Genomic DNA, 18893 nt, shown 5'->3' with positions numbered 1-18893 from the left:
GGCAAAACTCATTTTTTGAGCAACTTAATGTACTTTCAAACACATAAACAATCTCTAAATGAAAAACATACTCCTGCTCTTTTCCTTTATCTTCATATACAACAATACTTTCTCACAATCAAAGGTCGATACATTCATGACCGCTTTTCTGAAGACGCATAACTTCAACGGAACAATCCTTATAGAACGGCACTCAAAACCCGTCTACAGGAAAAGTTTCGGCTTCGCCAACCTGCCTTTCAAAGTTCCCAATACTCCAGCTACAAGATATAAGGTAGCATCTATTACCAAAGCATTTACTTCCGTGCTGATCTTACAATTGTTTGAGAACGGGAAAATAGATCTTGACGCCCCTGTTAAGACCTATTTACCGGACTATAAAGGAGAAGGAGAGAAAGTAACAGTAAGGCAATTACTGAACATGACCACTGGCATGCATAACATGGACGAAGGCACTAACCTTGATTCTGCTTTGAAAAACGGTATTCCTCAATACCAGCGGCCATATACTCCGGATCAACTATTAACAGGATTCTGCAGCGGTCCCTTAGTGAAAGAGCCAGGCAAGGAGTTCGACTATAATAACGCAGACTATATTATCCTTGGTAAGATCATAGAAGAAGTAAGCGGAAGATCATACGAACAACAGTTAAATGAAAAGATACTGCTGCCTTTACAGATGACTAATTCCGGTCTCTTGTCACAGCATAAGCTCATCGATAAATTAGCAGATACCTATTTTTACAGGGATGATCTTCATACCCTGGTTAGCGATCTGCCAGTATATCTTGAAAACTGGTATGCCGCAGGCGCAATGTATTCTACTGCAGATGATATCCTGAAATTTTCGAATGCCCTGTTTTATGGCAAACTGTTAAAGAAAGAAACGCTTAAACAAATGTTCGTTTCCGGCCTTGGAGAATATGGCTTAGGCGTATGGGTATATGAGCGTTACGAGATCAACGGCAAAATGTACACCATTGTAAAAAGACCCGGTTCTATAATGGGGGCTCAGGCAATGCTTTTTCATATTTTAGAGGATAATGCTACTATAATCATCTTAAGCAATACCGGCACAGTCAGCCTTGACGATCTCTCCGCCGATCTCGCTAAGCAGATTGTGGGTTAAATATTGTCATTTAACAAATTTAATTAATTATATGTTTGACTAATTGTATTATGAAGTCTAAGGCACATTTATTCCGATAATATTAATAGTATAATTTGATTGAATAGCATGTTGGACAAAATAAATTTCTTGTTCTATTTGCTGTGTATTTACACTCAGACCCGCTCTATGAAATAATACATTGATAATTTTAATCCCTCTATTTATTTTAGTTGAACTTTTTTCATTGTAATAAAGACCTACTAGTTTTATTTTTGCATTGGGATAGGCCTTTAGTTTTGCGGCTACATCTTTAATAATCTGTTTACTTTTATAGTCTGGATTGCCTTGGTCATCAATAGTCAGTGTTCCAAGCTGAGTTTCTTTTTCATTACCAATTATTGAAATTATACAATTGGGAAGTACTTGTTTAAGTGCTGAAACTTCAGAGTCAGATGTAAGTTCTCTCTTTAAAGTAAGACGTTTTAAGTTCTTATAAATGTATAACTCTTTTCCCCAGATTTTAGTTTTACTCTTCGATAAATCAAGCCTGCATACTAGCATTGGATTTCCCAACTTATTTGCCTCTTCAATAGAATAATATGTACGGGAACAATCAGGCAGAATACGCCGGATTTGTACAGATATATAACTTTGCAGGAAAGGGTTCTGGATAACAGTATCGAAATTTACAAATGTTTGGATATTTAACTTTTCTAATTGAGCAATGAAAGCGTTAATACCTGAGTTGATGAGCTTCTTTTTATTCACATTTTCGTTTTTGTACATATGGACCGTAGCTGTGATCTTATCAATATCAGATCTTTTATACGTTTCTGCTATCTGTGGTAATCTTTTTATGCCATCAGTGTTTAGTACAAAATGGATCAAGGTATCATTGTTTTGATAATTAGGTAAATGAGGGGTTAGTTTTGAAAAATTAACGCAATTAATGATACCTTTTTCCTTGGATTCTTCTTTTGTATTATAAAGATTATTACAATCTGCTATTTCAAAATTACCCTGTCCATCAGAAGCAATCTGCATTAATTTATATTTCAAAGATTCGTTAGTAATAATTCTGAATGTATTTTCCTGTGTACAAACTTCATTTATCAATTGGGTATTGAAACTGTTATTATCTTTAGTGGAGTATATCACTCTTTTTTGGAAGTCTATTCGGATTAAATTGTTGTCATATTCCCAAATATCATTTAGTTCTTGGGGTAGATTATCCATGTTAGCTGGTGTACAGGTGGATGAAGTATTATCATCACGCAAGTGTATGGTTACGAATGCTGGGTCAGACGTGGACTTTCGAGATAGCTGTGGAATTAATTTTTTTCCTGTAATATTAAGTATAGCCACTGTTAATGTCTGCGCTAATTGTTCGTCGGCATTGGAAAAATATAATACATTAGAGGAGTCACTAAATTTTTGTAGCAAAGTGCTTACCTGATACCTATTAGACAGAGCTCTTTCTAATTGTCTGACTTCAGGTAGTAGACTAATATTATTGTACGATATATTTATCTGTTTTTTTATGATAGAGGCTGAGTTGCAGAAGCCTCCTAATCGAAGGTTTATATTTTCTTTAGTAATATGGATAGCTGAATTCCATATCCATGTTGTATCATCCATAATTAGCCTTAATTTCATAGGATTCTGTATATCAGAATAGCTAAGGTTTAGTTTCTCAGTCTTGCCATTGTAGAATTTTAACGGATATGTTCTGCTGTTGGTTATCAATACTCCATTAACTGGATAGTTGAAAATTCTAGATACTTGCAAACAAGAGTCATTAGTATATAGACTAAAGGAAATAGGAGGTGGTGTAGAAGCATTAGTAGATAGGATACCTATTTTTTTTGCTAACTGCGTTTGAGCAATTCTGTCACTTACCCATATTAAATAAAGACAAGCGACTAACAGAAGGAGGGGGACGCAGGCATATCTGATTAACTGTACCTTTTTCGCTTTTCTTATCTCAACGGACTTATCATCTTTTAGTTTTTTGAGGTATTCTGTAACACCGACATTTTTATAGTTATATATTAGCGGTGTCAAATAATCCTCGTCATCATTTTTATCAAGATAATGAACTAGAGGGGCATCTAGCACTTTGTTGTTTTGCCATAAATCTATAAAGCGTTGATACCCTGATTTGTATTTGGTGTCGTTGCTGTTTAAAAAGAGGATAAATTCTGATGTAACCAGTTGTTGTTCTTTTTCAAATTCGAAAAAATGTGTACCATCTTCCAAGAATGTTGAGTATTCAAGTATGGAGTGGATGGCTTCCCTTGCAAGAAGCTCATTGGAAATTGTAAGCTCTTTTAGAAGAGCTAAACGAGTATCATCGGGATACACTCCTTCTTGCATCCATCGAATGCGAACTAATTTCAATAAATTGGTAAAATTTAGTTTATCCAAACAATTACCAGCAGTAAGTAATGTTTTACCGACAGTGATAATTACTTCCCATCGAATAACAGGATATACGCAAATTGCACAGAGCCACTGAAATAGATCTTCATCGGATAGATAGTCCTTTAAATCATCAACTTCGGAAAAATGATATAATTCAGTCTTATCCCATTCATTAATCGCAGATAAATACTGATCATTCCTTAATTGATTCTCTCGTATTGCTTGCATCAACTGCAATTGTCCCTGTATATCCGCTGGAAGAATAATGTAGTGCTTTTTCAACGCTTCTTCTCTGATTCCCCAATCTTGATAACATTCAGGAGTAAGAATAGCTTTGTTCTCCCATCTCTCCAATAATTCTTCTTTTTCTTTTTGTATCACTGGATACGCGTAATACAATAATTGATGGGCATTCCCAAAAATTATCAAAGTACTTGAGTGATATAGTTCAGCCAGTTGTTGGAGAGAGAACCCCGAGGAGAAATTCTCACTATAAAAGTGATCAAAGGTTGTGTAATAGAAGTACTCAATAAAAATATCCTCTTCTATTAATAGATTAACAAGGTATTTGAATAGATTCAACTCCTGGCTTTTAATCTTACTTTCATCTATAAGAATGAGGTATTGTTGTTGCTTCATTCTGTTTGTAAATGCTAAGAATGGTATTCCTCCCGATTTAATTATTTCACTGATGGATTTCTGAATGTCTAGTATACGATAATCATCTTTCACCTTTCTCCTCATAGCAGTGAATATTATATTTTGATTATTCTCTCGTATTACTTGTTGAAGGGACTTATTTTCCATCGGTACCTCATATGGAGGACGGTATGGTTTACATTTGTCAAAATGCTCTTCTTTCCGTATATTCTCCAGCTGGGCAGCTCGTTTATTGCGTTTAAATAACCAATAAACAAATAGCCCGGAGATTATGGGGAATAAATGCAAAGTCCATAATATCCAGGGTACGATACTTTTTTTTATGCTTGTAGCAGAGCGGCCATTTTGGAATACTTGTAGAAAGAGCCTGTGCTTAGGTTGTTTTATAAAAAAGTGCCGAGTTGAGTACTGATAGTCTTCTTGTTGCCCAATTCGGTATGTTATATTTACAGGACCTTCTTTATTGAATTTGTATTTAAGAGTATTAGCAGTTTTGTTGTAAATAGTTTCGTTAATTATCCAATTTCCGTTATTTTTAGCACTGTCCCCTCTAAAAATAGGTGTTAATAAAACTGAATCTCCTATTAGAGCAGTAATTGGGGAGATTGTGGATTCAGTTTTCTCCTGTTTTACAATAAATTCAACCCTTAATGAATCAAGTATTTTGTTACATATTCTTATGTGTTGAGAATCAATATTAATGTATTTTTTTTGATCACCAGATTCTACTCTCAAACGGATCAATCCGTGAATAGCGGGGTAATACAGTTTTAACTGATTTACATATTCCCAGTCATGTCCGAAGTTCCAGCTTATTCTTGCATTAATAGTATCAACTTCCCTCGGAAATAATTTTGTAGCGTCTAACAGAAGAGTATCACCTGTTAAAGCATGATATGGAGACTTTCTATTCGATTGCTTTCCTGATAGATTAAATGTTGCGCTATATTTTGGAAAGTCAGTAGATTTACGAGGATATTTAAATAGAAAGAAAACTACAATACTGAGGCATATAAATGTTGAAATTATTATCAGGGATTTTGTTATCTTTTTTGACTGCTTAATGGGTGATTCGTCGAAAGATTGCAACTGCACATACTTATCAAATACTTGATAAAATCTTTCCTGCTCCTCTGGGGAAGTTACAACCAATGGACATAGCCTGTATTTCAATTCCGGCAGATTTTTTGTCTTTACCTGCTGTACGGAGCTCAATATTTCCAGATAATCTTCGGGTTGTATATGAAAGCCATGTGCTTGCAAAAGGTTTATTAATCCTTCAAGTGGAAGAAGAACTTTTGCTTTATCTGAATTGGGGACGAATTGGTGAAGCACCTGCATTAAAAATTCAATGATTCGATTTTTTCAATATCTTCCTTAGTTTTTACTAAGGCATTGAGAGAAGTTCGATAGTTAAGCTGTTGTTCTTGATTTCCCTTCATCCCAAACTCGCTTATATTTAGTAAACCATAGTCATCAAGTATTCTTAGCCAATCTAAAAATTCTGATGTAGCAGGTTTTTTATTAAGAGCCTTCTGACGATATTCCATAAATTTTTTACATGCCATAGCGAAGCTAGGTTGATCTTTACCAAGTCTGGCCGTAGCTATTTTTAATAGTTTTTCTTCATTTGGAAAAGGAATATGATAAAAAATGCAACGACGGAGAAAGGCGTTAGGCAGACTCTTTTCGGAATTACTGGTGAGAATAACAAGCATTCTCGCATTTTTATTGGTTTCTATTTCCAAATTTAATTCTTTGATGCGGAATTGATATCTTTCAATTTCATTTAACAGGTCATTAGGAAAATCACGAGGAGCTTTATCTATTTCATCTATCAGCACAACACTACTACATGGGAAATTGCTTAATTTCTGAAAATCTTTCAATCTCTTAAGCTCTTCCAGGTTTTTAGCTTCTTTGCCATGCGATTGTGCAATTGCTTTTCCCATAGCGCAAAGCTCAATAAACTGTTCAGTTGGTTGGTTGTCCTTGTTTTGGAAATGGCTGACTGCATCATAGTGGTAAAAAAGGTCAGCGGCGGTGGATATGGATTTAGTATTAAAAACCAGCGCTTCTGGCAAAAATGGATACTCTTGATTTTGAGTTTGCCTATGTAGTTGAGCTGCAACCCAGTGAGCTAGCCTGGTTTTGCCTGTTCCTGGTTCCCCGCTAACAATCAGGGGTTTGTGGAGTGCAATAGCCATTTCTATTGCCTGAATTAAAGCTTCATCTGCTACATATCCGGAATTATCCTCTTTTAAAGGGAAAGACTTTATATTGATTGTTCTGTTAAATAGGCTGTTACTCATAAAATTGTACTATTATGAATTAATAATATTCATGATGCTATAATCATTATTGTTAATCCTTCTATAAAATTCTCTTATACTTTTTTCTGCTATTCTCATCCGGAACTCTTCTGGTAGAGCCTCAAAATGTGCTTCAAATAAATCTTCCAATTGCCCTTGGTCACTCGTTATATATTCTCGTATCCAAATTTTTATAAGTTCTTGGCTTGCTAAACCGAATCTAGGGAGACAAGAAATATACGGATGTGACTTATCCTTCGAATAAGATGTTCCCATCAGACTCTTTAATGTAGTGACGATGCCGGAATCTTCTCCATGTTCATGTTGATCTTCGATATTGACAAATAAATAAATTTGATAAAGAAAGGCACTCTCCTTGTATTTGTTATACATTTCTTCAAAGAACCTAACTAAGAAATCAATTTTTTTCTCATCTAGGAAACGCTCGGGGCAATTTAAGAGATACACTCCTAGGTTTTTTGTATCGCTTTGAGGTAGTTCATACGTTTGAGAAAAGAGCTTATTAATTGCGGGCAGTTTTAATTGGAGTTGCTGTAGAAAGCGCTGTTTACTTATCTCATAATCTCCTTGATAGATTTCATTTAACGATATAGAAAATATATCTTTCTCATGAAGTTGTAGCGAGAATATTGTACATCGATTAACCAGATTAGATCCAAGGTCATCTTTGTTGCCATGCGAGATAAAGACATGGAAGTTTGAATTATGCTGAATTCTTCCTATTTCATAAGACGCATATTGGACAGACCTGTCACAGCAATATTTCCATCTCTCGTCAAGGATCTTCTTATCTGTGACCGTTTTAGAATTTAGCCATGAGATTAGAGTAGAGGAAATTTTGAGAACAAGTTCTTGAGGTTCTTTGACAGGAATAGGAGAGGACAAGTTGTGACTTACCTTTTTTCGGAATTCTTTCAATAAATTTTTTTTATTCAATCTTATTTTTTCTTCCTGGTCATCATCTTCAATGTTAGTACTATTCTCATCTATAAGGAAAAGGAATTTCATCTTAGACTCAAACTTCATTGCCGTCTCGTATTCGAGTTCGGTTATTGACTTACCTTCCGGATTTTTTTGCTCATCTTCTGGAATAAATCCATATCTGTTTCCAACCAATAATATATAAATATCGCATTGTTTGACATCAGTTAAACAAGCCTCTAATGTTTGCATGTTCCTTGCATTATATGTCTCCATTCTGACCAAGGCAAATTCACCTGGAAGATTTTTAAAAAGTGTATTTACTTCCTCACGGTAAGCTTTGAGGTCTAGAAAGGTAGATGATAGATATACAGTATAACCGGGCATACTAGGGGATACTTAGGGATAATTATATAGTATATTTTGATTATATCTTGTTGTTGTTATAAAAATAAGATTATTAATGCTATTTATTCAAGATTTACATAATAAATATTTTTATCTCTTGATTTTAAAATTACTCCCAAAATAGCATTTTGTATTCAAGATCATAGTATGTAGTTAATGATATAGCAATGACTTCTTTAAGAGTAATTTGTATAGGTCTAAAATAAGAAGCTACTATTTGAATTGTGTTAATAATAAGTTAAAGCAAAAAATAAGTAGCATGTATATATCTATAGAATTTTATATGAGAAGGATATAATTTTCATATATGAAATAAGAAAAGAGTTATAGCATTTTGGAGAGATGTTAGATGCTTTTTTTGAAAGTGGTTGAAAGAATGTTCTATTTTAATTTTATAATCCAGTATTCACCATCGGTGAATCAAATGAGATAATTTATAAGGTCCTCTGCTTAGATATTCTTTGGACATAAGATATATTTAATTCATACATCAGTGCCAATGAATGTTCAATTAACTGAAATAGGTATTGGATTAATATATTCCCCACAATCAACTATTTTTACATACCAATTCACCCCAAAAACCAATATTATGCCTTGCTCATCACCCCGGCCCATCAGCATGATACTATCACTATTTGCTATTATCCTGCTTTTCAGCCACTGCTATTCCTACCGCCTCGCCACACACGCCCAACCTTCTGTAACCGGCACTCCCATGAACCGCGTAAAGACATACAGCCTCTTCTGGGGACTGGTAAATAAGCCCCAGTTGATCCGTACCCCCGTCTGCGACTCATTAGGCGTAAACGGGGTAGCAGAAGTAAAAGTGAAAACTAACTTCGGCAATGCCCTTTTAACGGTCTGTACATTAGGTATTTATTGCCCCATAGCAATAGAATGGGGCTGTTCTGTTCCTTGTCAGCCGCAGGTAACTCCTTTGTAATATCAAATAACCCCATTATGAAAATTATAAAATCAGGCCCCTTCTCCTGGCATAACGAGCATGAAACCTTTACACAACCTGTAAGGGATTTTTACGATCTGGGTAACGAAACCTCAGGCAATGCGCTCGATATCTACAATGATACAACCAAAGGTATACAGCAGATCATTAAGGATGCGATAAGGGATAACATCCCCTTACGTACCGTAGGCGGCTGCTGGTCATTTACTCCTATTGCAGCCAGCAGTGGTATTATCCTGAACACCAAACCACTGAATATCCGTTTCCCCATATCCCAGGCCAGTGTGTCACCCGCTTACACCGGAGATGCAAAGCGGCTTATCCTTGCCCAGTGTGGCAACCGTATCTGGGAACTGCACCAGGTCCTGCATGAAAGAGGCCTTTCCATGTCTACCTGTGGCGCCAGCAACGGACAAACTATTGCCGGAGCAATTGCCACCGGCACACATGGCGCTGCCATTGACTTCGGGGCCATACACGACGGGGTAGTGGCCCTGCATATCATAACAGGGCCGGACAGCCATATCTGGCTGGAAAGGAATTCCCGCCCTGTAATGGCAGATACTTTCCCTGACAGACTTGGAGCTACACTGGTAAGAGATGATACCGTTTTCAATGCTGCTCTTGTCAGCATGGGGGCTTTCGGTTTTATCCATGGTGTGATGATAGAAGCTGAGGACGATTTTCTGCTGGAATCATACATGCGGCATATTCCTTATGACCAGCAGCTGGTAAAACAATTGACAAATCTCGACTTTTTCAATAGCCAGCTTCCCTTCCCGGGAGTCCGGCCATTCCACCTGCAGATGCTTATCAATCCCTATGATAAGCAGAACAGGATGTATATTACTACTATGTATAAACGTCCTTACCGCACCGGCTATGAACCGCCCAAACCCAATGGCGCCGGTATAGGACCGGGAGATGATGCTCCCTGCTTTATCGGGAAACTGGCGGGCGTAATCCCCGCGCTGGTCCCCACCTTGGTCAACAAGGTATTGGCCGCCAGCCTTACCTTACATGAAGGGCAATTTGGCCGGTTAGGGGAGATATTCAGTAATACCACCCTGCACGGCAAAGTATCCAGCGCCGCCATAGGCTTGCCATTGAATGCTGTAGAACAGGTAATAGCGGTACTGAAGGACGTGAACAGATCCGCAGGCCCGTTTGCCGGTCTGTTTGCTTTTCGCTTTGTAAAAGCCTCCCCGGCTACAATGGCTTTTACCCGCTTCACACCGGTTACCTGTATAATGGAGCTGGATGGGGTGCTTTCCCCTGAAACGCTGCATTATTATGATGCGGTATGGGACAGGTTAGATCAGCTGGGAATACCGTTTACTTTTCATTGGGGGAAGGTAAATACACTCAGCCCGGAACGCATGCAGCAGATGTATGGTAGCAATCTCTTGCAGTTCCGGCTGGCAAGGGCAAGAGTAGTGACTGCTGATATGACCAGCATTTTTAGCAACAATGTAATGAAGCAGTGGGGCATTGATATCGCATAATTTTAAAAGCATCTTTTATTCTCAAAACAGTTTTTAGCTGGCTGCAGACCAATACCCCCTCAAAAAAGATCGCTTTAGCCGAAGGCTAAAGCGATCTTTTTTGATCAATTCGCTCTAATAGCTTCCAAACAGCACAAATGACGGAGGCTGCACTATCCCGAACAAATCCTCAAGTTGTGCAATCGTCAGACTACCACGATGCACTTCTGCCATCACATAATTGATACTGATATTGCTCTCAGGAGGAGGGCCGTCAGCTGTAGCGCCATTCCCGTTAACCCTGCTAAGAGCGGGGAGCTCATTGAAATCTTTATTAACGATGGCTTTTGAAGGAGGTATCATTTCACCATTCTCTTCTCTCGGTATTCCTTCTGCATCTTCTGTCACGCCTACAAGAATAAGCGTATTTTTCCCATTTGATTTACCAACCGCATAACGTATCCCTTCGCAATTCCTCTGTGCCAGGATCTGAAGAATGATTTCTTTGCCAAACACACCGGATACCGTCTGTGTTGTAAGACTTAAAAGATCTTTGATAATACCAAAGCCCTGATCAGCTGCAATATCTTTGAGGGTAATATCACCCTCTATTTTTAAAAGCAGATCATTAGCTTTCTTGATATCATTCACATAATCATCAACCATCACCGATGCCGCCTGCTGCGTGATCGGCTGACCAAATCCACGCACTTCCGCGTGATCGGGGGCAAGATCAATTTCTAAATTGCGGTTTAATGAACTTAAGTGTCCCCCTTTAAGGACCATTCCGTTTGGTAACATGTTTGTTGGTTTTAGTGTTTAGAAATATGGGATTAAATAAAAAACTATGATCTAATGCACCTTACCACCCTTCATCACCAGGTCAATATCCTCCCTTAACTGCGCAGCCCACCCTTTAGACGCATTTGTAAAAGCCGGCGCCAGCATCGAAGCGGCCAGCGGAGCTTCCGTAAGCTGATTATTATTAACCAGTTTCTTCAACGGCTCTTTAGTAACCCTGTCAATCATCTCCCGCCATGAATTGCCATCAGCCTTATTAAGCACCCCAAGAGGTTTGAACTCAAGCTTATCCCTGTACACTGCCTGCCACCATTCCCCCGTTTCCGGTATCCGCCAGGAGATATAACCATCTTTCAATATCTGCCGGGGCTCTTTCACCGCTCCTGTATAGCTGTACCGTACAGAAGGGCTGAACACAGGATCAAAGAAATTAGGCGTATAGAAGTCGGAAACCAGGATACCATTAATATGGTAACCCAGGTGTTCCCCTTCACAGGGATCGCATGCTTCCACCAGGTAATTTACCCTGCCCTGACCGGGCTTGATGGATTGTGACGCAACGAAGCGGTCTCCAAACGGATCTACCAGCATTTCAATGATCTCATGACTACAGGTGAGCGCCGTTACCTTACTGGCCATTACCAGTGCATAAGGCTGACCATTCCTGTCCAGGTGTATACCGGCGGCATCAAAGCCAATATCATCCCTGATGATAGTGGTCCAGTAATCCGGCGGTACATCATCCAGGGAGGTAAATACATCCAGCGTGGCTGGAACGCCCCAGATAGGCGTAAAATCCCTTGTGATCTGCTTTTGAATTGCTGCCGCTATTTGTGCGGTTTCTGCAAATGTGACGGATGGGGATTCGCTGACAAGAGCGAGGTAGTTCGTTAACATTGTGATGGGGTTTATTTGATGATTAAAAATGCTGATTCACTGACAAGTCAAAGGTAGAAAGTGAGCTGAGGAGTAATAATGGGAGATTCAACGGAAGCATAAGGGGATTTTTCCCGGTAAAAACCTCCGCCTCAAAAAATCAGCCGCGCGCAGCGCAAAAAAAAATCTCCCTCAAAAACTGGGTTTTGCCGAAGGCGAAACCCAGTTTTTGAGCAGTTTTTCGCATTGTACATTAAAATGAAATTTAAACAGCTACACAACTAAACATGATGTTTTTTTAAAACATATCAGGATTAAACTATCTTTGCGCCGCAAGCACTGTGCTTTCAAACGCTCCTATACCTTATGCTTAGTGATACCATGATGAGAGCCGCACGGAAGACATTGAAAATTACTTCAATATCCGTCGTGGCAATGTTGCTATTATTATTTTTGCTGCCTTTATTATTTCCAGGGGCCGTTTCGAGAAAGATAAAAACCTGGGCCAATAATAACATCACAGGTGAAATTGATTTTTCTAAGGCAAGATTGTCATTCTTTAACCATTTCCCCTCATTAACACTGACATTACACGATTTCAGCCTGAAAGGATCTGCTCCCTTTGAACATGACACGCTGATAGCTGCCGATGAAGTGGCATTAGGAGTAAACCTGACCAGCATCTTTTCCGGCAATACCAGGATAGATAAGATCTACCTCACACAGGGAAAGGTGCATGTATTGGTAGATACAGAAGGCCGTCCCAATTATAACGTATACAAATCTACCGGTCAGGGAAACAAATCTTCAGACAGCACAGGTGTGTCGCTGAAAATAGAAAAGATACAGCTGGAACATTGCAGGATCATCTATAATGATAAATCCCTCGCTTTACATATCCGCGCCAGCGATGTAAACTATGTTGGCAAAGGAAACCTGAGCAAGTCACAGTTTGACCTGTACTCACATATCGGCATTACATCGTTCGATCTCTCTTATGGAGGCGTTCCCTATATCCAATCCAAGAAACTGGACGGTAACCTGATTACCCGTATCAACACCCGCTCCCTGAATTTCATTTTTGAAAAGAATGACCTGAAAATTAACCGCTTACCCATGCGGTTAAAAGGAGAGTTCAGTTTCCTGAAGAACGGGTACAAAATGGATTTTAAACTGAGCTCTGTAGAATCCGGCCTGGATGACCTGCTCAGCGCATTGCCTTCCAAATACATATCCTGGCTGGAAAACGCAGACATCAAAGGGACTGCCGAAGTAAACGCTTCGCTGACAGGAAAGTATGTGGCGAAAACCAACAGGATACCGGACTTTGACTTCAACATAAAAATAAAGGAAGGTGTGATTGCCGGTTCCGGCGCTCCTTATAAGATAGAAGGCCTGCACCTGGATTTCCAGGTAAAACTGCCGCAAATGAACACAGACAGGCTTACCATCAACGCTGATTCTGTCTATTTCAAACTGGATAATGGATATTTCAATTCTGCTATCAGGATCACAGGACTGACAAGACCCGATATCCATGCAAAGATGGATGCCGATATCGACATGGAGAAATGGAGCAAGGCGATGGGCTGGAAAGATTTCGATCTGCAGGGCCGCCTGCAGGCCCACCTGAAGGCAGATGGCAGATATATACAGGAAAACGGTACTATCAGCAGCATCCCGGTGTTTAACTTCAGTTCAGCTCTCAGCAATGGTTATCTGAAATTCAAAGGTATGTCAGAACCTGTCCGCCAGATAGGATTCGAGATGCAGGCATATTGCCCTGATAATAACTATGCCAATGTGCATGTTAACGTTGACAGGATCAACGCCCAGGCGCTGGGTAACTATATCAGAGGTTATCTCCGGTTAAACAATGCGCAGGAACCACAGATAGATGCCAGCTTACAGGGACAGCTGCATATGGCGGAAGTAGAAGAGTTTTATCCGCTGGATGGTATTGACCTGGACGGCGAGCTGAATTTCAACGTTCTGAGTAAAGGTATCTATCAGCCGGCCAGAAGTTTATTCCCGGTAACTACCGCTACTCTGAATATGGATAACGGGACCGTAGAAACAAAATATTACAAACATCCCATTGAAAAGATTAACGTCAACGCTGTATTGACAGATACGGCCGGCAATTTCCAGTCGCTGAAAGTAGATATTAAACCGGTAACTTTTCAGTTTGAAGGACAGACTTTCACACTGAAAGCTGCCCTCAATAACTTTGATAACCTGCAGTATAATATATCAGCTAATGGAGTGATAGATCTTGGCAGGATATATAAAGTGCTGGGTAAGGAAGGATATGATGTGAATGGATATATCAAAACAGATCTCTCCCTGCAGGGTACCCGTAATGACGCGATGACCAGCCAGTATGACAAACTGTTGAACAAAGGTTCGCTCACGCTGAAGGGTGTAACAGTGAAATCTGACCTCTTTCCTCTGCCATTTCACATTGATAATGGTGTCTTCCGTTTTGAAGAAGATAAGATGTGGTTTGACAAGTTCGACGCACATTATGGGAAGTCTGATCTCAGGCTGGATGGGCACTTATATAACCTGGTAGGGTACATTACACAGAAAGGACAGCAGCTGCAGGGCGTTTTTGACCTGAAGAGCAGGTATATCCTCGTAGATGAGCTGATGTCTTACACTGAAACCGACTTTGACGATACCGGCACTCCCGGCGTTGTAGTAATACCGGACAACCTGGCATTGACCCTCAATGCTGCGGCAGAAAAAGTACGGTATAAGGGAATTGATATCCGGCGTTTCCACGGACAGCTCTTAATGAGTAATGGTACTTTACAGATGAACAGGACAGGCTTTAATATTATCGGTGCCCCTGTTGAGATGAACGGACAGTACGCCAGCCTGAATAAACAAAGTGCAGTGTTCGATTATCATATCAATGCAAAGGAATTTGACATAAAACGCGCCTACAATGAGATTCAGCTGTTTCATGATATGGCTTCATCTGCCGCATCTGCAAGCGGTATCGTCGGATTGGATTATCATGTGAATGGCAGGCTGGATGAAAATATGAGAGTAGTATATCCTTCCCTGAAAGGCGAGGGGGTATTGTCCCTTAAGAAGATAAAGATCAAAGGATTTAAGTTGTTCAATGCAGTAAGCAGATCTACAGGCAAACATGATATGAAAGACCCTGATCTCTCAGAAGTCGATATCAGGTCTGCTATCGCCAATAACATTATCACCATCGAAAAGACTAAAATGCGTATTGCAGGCCTCCGGCCTCGTTTTGAAGGACAGGTAAGCTTTGACGGCCGCCTCAGCCTGAAAGGACGCATAGGATTACCACCCCTGGGAATCTGGGGTATCCCTTTCAATGTAACAGGCAGTCAGCGTAATCCGGTAGTAAAATTACGCCGTGGTAACAGCAAAGACTCCCTGGAGAGGTCTGACGATGCAGATTGATGTTAAAGAAGCTCAAATACAGGCGCTTCTGCTTCCTCCTGCAACAGTAGCATGATCATATCAATGGCAGTAATGACATTACTCACATCTTCCAGGCTCACCTTAGCTTGCCTCGTTGCATTATTGCCCGTGTCTGAAATAATATGGAGCGCTTTTTTCAGTTCCGGGATCAGGTATTGGTCCTGGTACTGAACAGAGCAGGTGGCTATACAGGAACAGATCTGTATTAGTTTAAGGCGGAAGTTCAGGATATCAATTTTATCAGAAATACAGTCGAATAGGTCGGTTTTTAATTGCTCTAACTTTTGCAGCTCTCTGGACATAGGATGTGGAATTAATGTTGATAGTACACTTATTTACGGAGAAACGGTTTTCATGGATTTCAAACAACCAAAAAACGTTAACAGATCAATTCTCTCTCAAAAACGTTTTAATTTCCTGAAACAGTACACACTTCTCAAAAAAAAGCCGCAGATCAGCTCTCTCTCAAAATAGCTTTAATTCCTTTCTGAAGAAAAGCCGGCCGCAGGCCATAACCTTCAAAAAAAACGCTTTTGCCGAAGGCAAAAGCGTTTTTTTTGATCATTTCTTCCCCTCAGGATACAAAATAAACTTTATATAATTCTTCGTATCAAGATACTTCTTCGCTGCATTCTGAAGCGCATCTATAGTCAACCCATTAACTACTTTTTCATAACTATCAACATCCCCCAAACTCTCCCCATTAGCCAACTTACTACTCAACACACTCAACCAGAACTTATTCTCCCGCAACTGCACCTGAAACCCCCTCAAACTCTCTGCCTTAAACTTCTCCAGGTCCCCTGCAGGCACTCCCTTCTCCGCCAGCGCCAGCACCTCCTCTCTCGCAGCATCCGCCAGCTTCTGCGCATTCTCCGGCGCACACACAAAACGGATCACGAAGTAATACGTATTCTTAGGATACTTCACATAGCTGACATTCGTCTGCGGAGTATACACACCGCCTTCAGTCTCACGCAAACGCTCGGTAAGCCTCAATTCTATGATCTCAGAAAGCGCCTGTAGCTGGATATTATTAACTTGCTTGTACTCATGATTGCCGCTTATCACCAGTTGCACCGTTGAACGGGGATTGCTGCCTTTATATACCAGGTGCTCCTGCGTCCCCTCCGGTATCTGGATCTTAAGATCACGGAAACTACTCTTTACAGTAGTATCTGAAGGCAGGCTGCCAAGATACTGCTCGCACAGGGGCAGAAGCTGTTCCGGCGTAAAGCTGCCGGTAAATATAAAGGTAAACCCGTTAGCATTGCTGAAGCTGGATTTGTAAAAATCATATGCTTTCTCCAGGCTCAGGTTCTTAATAGTAGCCGTATCCGGAGATATTCTTCTCGGGTGATAATTCCCCAGCACAGTAGCAACAGTATCTCCAAAAACCGCATCAGCGCTCCTGCTTTTTGCAGCAAGACTGACACGGGCATTGGAAACGATATTGTTGAACATCACCGTATCTTTTCTTGGCTGGGTCATGTAAAGATGTATCAGCTGTAAAGCCGTTTCCAGGTCTTTTTTGCTGGACGCACCATTAAAACCTTCATACAGTTCATTGATATACGGAGCTACCTGCAAGCTTTTCCCGTTCAGCTGGTTTCTCAGGTCATCTAAATTGAAATTACCCACACCACCGGCAGAAATAATAGTGGCGGCATTGGCGGCCGAAATATAATCATTGTCAGTACACAGTGATGTACCGCCGGCTTTGAAAGCATTGATCAGTATCTCATCATTCTTGAAATCCGTTGGCTTGAAAACTACCTTAACACCATTGGAAAGTGTATACATGGTAGTAGCCGGAGAAGCCAGTTCTGTGGATGAGAGTACTTTCCCGGCAGGAGGCAGGTGCTGTATCAGCTGCTCATTAGCAGTATTGTTATTGTATGGTTCTGTTTTTTCGCTTTTCACCTGTGATATCCACTCATTCAGCTGTTGCTGGGTAGGGATGGCATCTTTCTCCTTATCAGGACCGGTAATTACAATATCCTGGTCGGGGAGGTTGATAAGACGTTTCACCAGCCGATTGATATCTTCCAGTGTTATTTCCGCCAGGTATTTCTTACTGAGAGCATATTCTGTGTTAATATCCGGTGCAGCTTCCTCTTTTGTAAAACAGGAAAGATACCCATCTACATAGTTGGACGACTGAACTTTATCTTTTTCGCGCAGCATTCTTTCCAGGTTGTTCTCCATGGTCTTTTTACAGAAGTCCAGTTCCGGCTGGGTAAAACCATCTTTATTCACCCTGCTTAACTCCCGGTAAGCCATTTTAAAACCATTTTCAGCCTGACCAGGTTTCAATGTTACTGCAAAGCTGAAAACATCCAGGTCTGCCATATAACCCGAAGTGCCAACATTGGCAGATACATAAGATACATCTTTAGAATGTGCCAGTCTGCTGTAACGTTGTGTCAGCATACCGTCCATCAGGTTTTCAACAAGCTGGTTGCGATAGTCGCCCATTGTTTTCAGTGGCGCTGATCTGAATTTATTGATCAGTTCTACTCTTACCTGTTGTGCTTCTGCATCGGTAAAGGTCAGGAACTGTTTCTTTCCTGTAAGGGGAATAGAATAAACGGGACGCTTTTTCTCACTGGCAGGGTTCTTAAGATCTGCAAAGAGTGTTTTGATCTTTTGCTCCATTGCCACAGGATCTATATCACCTACAACGATCACTGCCTGCAGGTCTGGTCTGTACCATTGATCATAAAAGTCCCTTATTTCCTTTGGTTTGAAATTGCGTAGCACCTGTTCCGTCCCAATAGGCAGGCGGTCTGCATAGATAGATTTATTTAACAGCATTGGCAAGGTCTTGTCCATTACCCTTTGCTGTAAGCCGCTCCTTGCCCTTTTCTCTTCCAGTATCACGCCTCTTTCCTTATCTATCTCTGTCGGTTCCAGGAGAGCGCCATGCGCCCAGTCACGGATGATCTGCAGGCCATTGGCCAGTACAGCAGGATCGTCAGAGGGGAGAGGCAGCTGGTACACTGTTTCATCGAATGAAGTATAGGCATTCAGGTCTGCCCCGAATTTAACACCTGATTTCTCCAGGTAGCTTACCAGCTCATTCTTAGGAAAATGAGTGGTGCCGTTGAAGTTCATGTGCTCAAGGAAGTGTGCCAGCCCACGCTGGTTCTCTGCTTCCAGGACAGAACCTGCTTTTGTAACGATGTACAGCAGTACCCTCTTTTCCGGGTAATTGTTCTTACGGATAAAGTAAGTCAGTCCGTTAGGTAGTTGTCCTGTGTGGACGGCAGGGTCCAGTGGAATTTTGGTGTTGCTGCTACCTGTAGTGCTCTGTGCCGTTGCGTCCGGCATGCTGACGTAACCGCATAAGGATGCGGTTAGCAGTGCTAAGAAGATCTTATTTCTCATGGTTGGTGGTTGGTTCTATAAAGGAAGAAGCTGTATTACAGTACTTTCTT

Annotated in this window: 11 protein-coding genes; 4 read left to right on the top strand and 7 right to left on the bottom strand. The window is 40.5% G+C overall.

Going from position 1 to position 18893, the window contains the following annotated elements; genetic code table 11:
* Positions 1–58 precede the first annotated feature (58 nt).
* Positions 59–1129: a serine hydrolase domain-containing protein gene (locus tag GO493_RS18615; protein WP_157307737.1), complete on the top strand. Its 1071-nt coding sequence runs from the start codon at positions 59–61 to the stop codon at positions 1127–1129.
* A 57-nt stretch (positions 1130–1186) separates the two neighbouring features.
* Here the strand turns inward: GO493_RS18615 and GO493_RS18610 are convergent, their stop codons facing one another.
* From GO493_RS18610 to GO493_RS18600, 3 genes are read right to left on the bottom strand one after another with little or no spacing between them, the layout of a single operon-like run.
* The gene (locus GO493_RS18610; RefSeq protein ID WP_157307736.1) at positions 1187–5536 is read right to left on the bottom strand and encodes a hypothetical protein; all 4350 of its coding nucleotides are present in this window, start codon (positions 5534–5536) and stop codon (positions 1187–1189) included.
* Positions 5536–6507, bottom strand: coding sequence for an AAA family ATPase (locus GO493_RS18605; protein WP_157307735.1), 972 nt, complete (start codon positions 6505–6507; stop codon positions 5536–5538). The genes GO493_RS18610 and GO493_RS18605 overlap by 1 nt, the downstream gene beginning before the upstream one ends.
* Positions 6508–6519: 12 nt before the next feature.
* Positions 6520–7836, bottom strand: a complete 1317-nt coding sequence (locus GO493_RS18600; RefSeq protein WP_157307734.1) for a DUF4062 domain-containing protein — start codon at positions 7834–7836, stop codon at positions 6520–6522.
* Positions 7837–8449: 613 nt separating this feature from the next.
* Between GO493_RS18600 and GO493_RS18595 the strand changes: the two genes are divergently transcribed.
* On the top strand, positions 8450–8803 hold the full coding sequence (locus GO493_RS18595; RefSeq protein WP_157307733.1) for a Bor/Iss family lipoprotein: 354 nt from the start codon (positions 8450–8452) through the stop codon (positions 8801–8803).
* Positions 8804–8820: 17 nt separating this feature from the next.
* Complete coding sequence (locus tag GO493_RS18590) at positions 8821–10329, top strand: FAD-binding protein (protein ID WP_157307732.1); 1509 nt, start codon at positions 8821–8823, stop codon at positions 10327–10329.
* A 114-nt stretch (positions 10330–10443) separates the two neighbouring features.
* On the opposite strand, the gene GO493_RS18585 is transcribed toward GO493_RS18590, so the two are convergent.
* Both GO493_RS18585 and GO493_RS18580 read right to left on the bottom strand, forming a co-directional pair.
* Positions 10444–11109 (bottom strand): hypothetical protein, encoded by a 666-nt coding sequence (locus tag GO493_RS18585; RefSeq protein WP_157307731.1) that lies wholly within the window; start codon positions 11107–11109, stop codon positions 10444–10446.
* A 51-nt stretch (positions 11110–11160) separates the two neighbouring features.
* Positions 11161–12006: a hypothetical protein gene (locus GO493_RS18580; RefSeq protein WP_157307730.1), complete on the bottom strand. Its 846-nt coding sequence runs from the start codon at positions 12004–12006 to the stop codon at positions 11161–11163.
* Between the two features lie 345 nt (positions 12007–12351).
* Between GO493_RS18580 and GO493_RS18575 the strand changes: the two genes are divergently transcribed.
* Positions 12352–15432 (top strand): AsmA family protein, encoded by a 3081-nt coding sequence (locus tag GO493_RS18575; protein WP_157307729.1) that lies wholly within the window; start codon positions 12352–12354, stop codon positions 15430–15432.
* A gap of 2 nt (positions 15433–15434) precedes the next feature.
* Here GO493_RS18575 and GO493_RS18570 read toward each other — a convergent pair whose 3' ends face one another.
* Together GO493_RS18570 and GO493_RS18565 are read right to left on the bottom strand one after the other, a co-directional pair.
* Positions 15435–15755, bottom strand: a complete 321-nt coding sequence (locus tag GO493_RS18570; protein WP_157307728.1) for a hypothetical protein — start codon at positions 15753–15755, stop codon at positions 15435–15437.
* 259 nt (positions 15756–16014) lie between these two features.
* A complete protein-coding gene (locus tag GO493_RS18565) occupies positions 16015–18843 on the bottom strand; it encodes a M16 family metallopeptidase (protein ID WP_157307727.1) in 2829 nt (942 codons plus the stop codon).
* Positions 18844–18893 lie beyond the last annotated feature (50 nt).

Source organism: Chitinophaga tropicalis (assembly GCF_009758205.1).
GTDB lineage: Bacteria > Bacteroidota > Bacteroidia > Chitinophagales > Chitinophagaceae > Chitinophaga > Chitinophaga tropicalis.
Note: the sequence above shows the minus strand (reverse complement) of the source record. Positions and strands in the feature narration are given on the sequence as shown.

Coding starts and splice junctions, on each gene's coding strand:
- GO493_RS18595 (WP_157307733.1), top strand. CDS start 8,450: ATGCCTTGCTCATCACCCCGGCCCATCAGCATGATACTATCACTATTT.
- GO493_RS18575 (WP_157307729.1), top strand. CDS start 12,352: ATGCTTAGTGATACCATGATGAGAGCCGCACGGAAGACATTGAAAATT.
- GO493_RS18580 (WP_157307730.1), bottom strand. CDS start 12,006: ATGTTAACGAACTACCTCGCTCTTGTCAGCGAATCCCCATCCGTCACA.
- GO493_RS18600 (WP_157307734.1), bottom strand. CDS start 7,836: ATGCCCGGTTATACTGTATATCTATCATCTACCTTTCTAGACCTCAAA.
- GO493_RS18615 (WP_157307737.1), top strand. CDS start 59: ATGAAAAACATACTCCTGCTCTTTTCCTTTATCTTCATATACAACAAT.
- GO493_RS18590 (WP_157307732.1), top strand. CDS start 8,821: ATGAAAATTATAAAATCAGGCCCCTTCTCCTGGCATAACGAGCATGAA.
- GO493_RS18585 (WP_157307731.1), bottom strand. CDS start 11,109: ATGTTACCAAACGGAATGGTCCTTAAAGGGGGACACTTAAGTTCATTA.
- GO493_RS18605 (WP_157307735.1), bottom strand. CDS start 6,507: ATGAGTAACAGCCTATTTAACAGAACAATCAATATAAAGTCTTTCCCT.
- GO493_RS18565 (WP_157307727.1), bottom strand. CDS start 18,843: ATGAGAAATAAGATCTTCTTAGCACTGCTAACCGCATCCTTATGCGGT.
- GO493_RS18610 (WP_157307736.1), bottom strand. CDS start 5,536: ATGCAGGTGCTTCACCAATTCGTCCCCAATTCAGATAAAGCAAAAGTT.
- GO493_RS18570 (WP_157307728.1), bottom strand. CDS start 15,755: ATGTCCAGAGAGCTGCAAAAGTTAGAGCAATTAAAAACCGACCTATTC.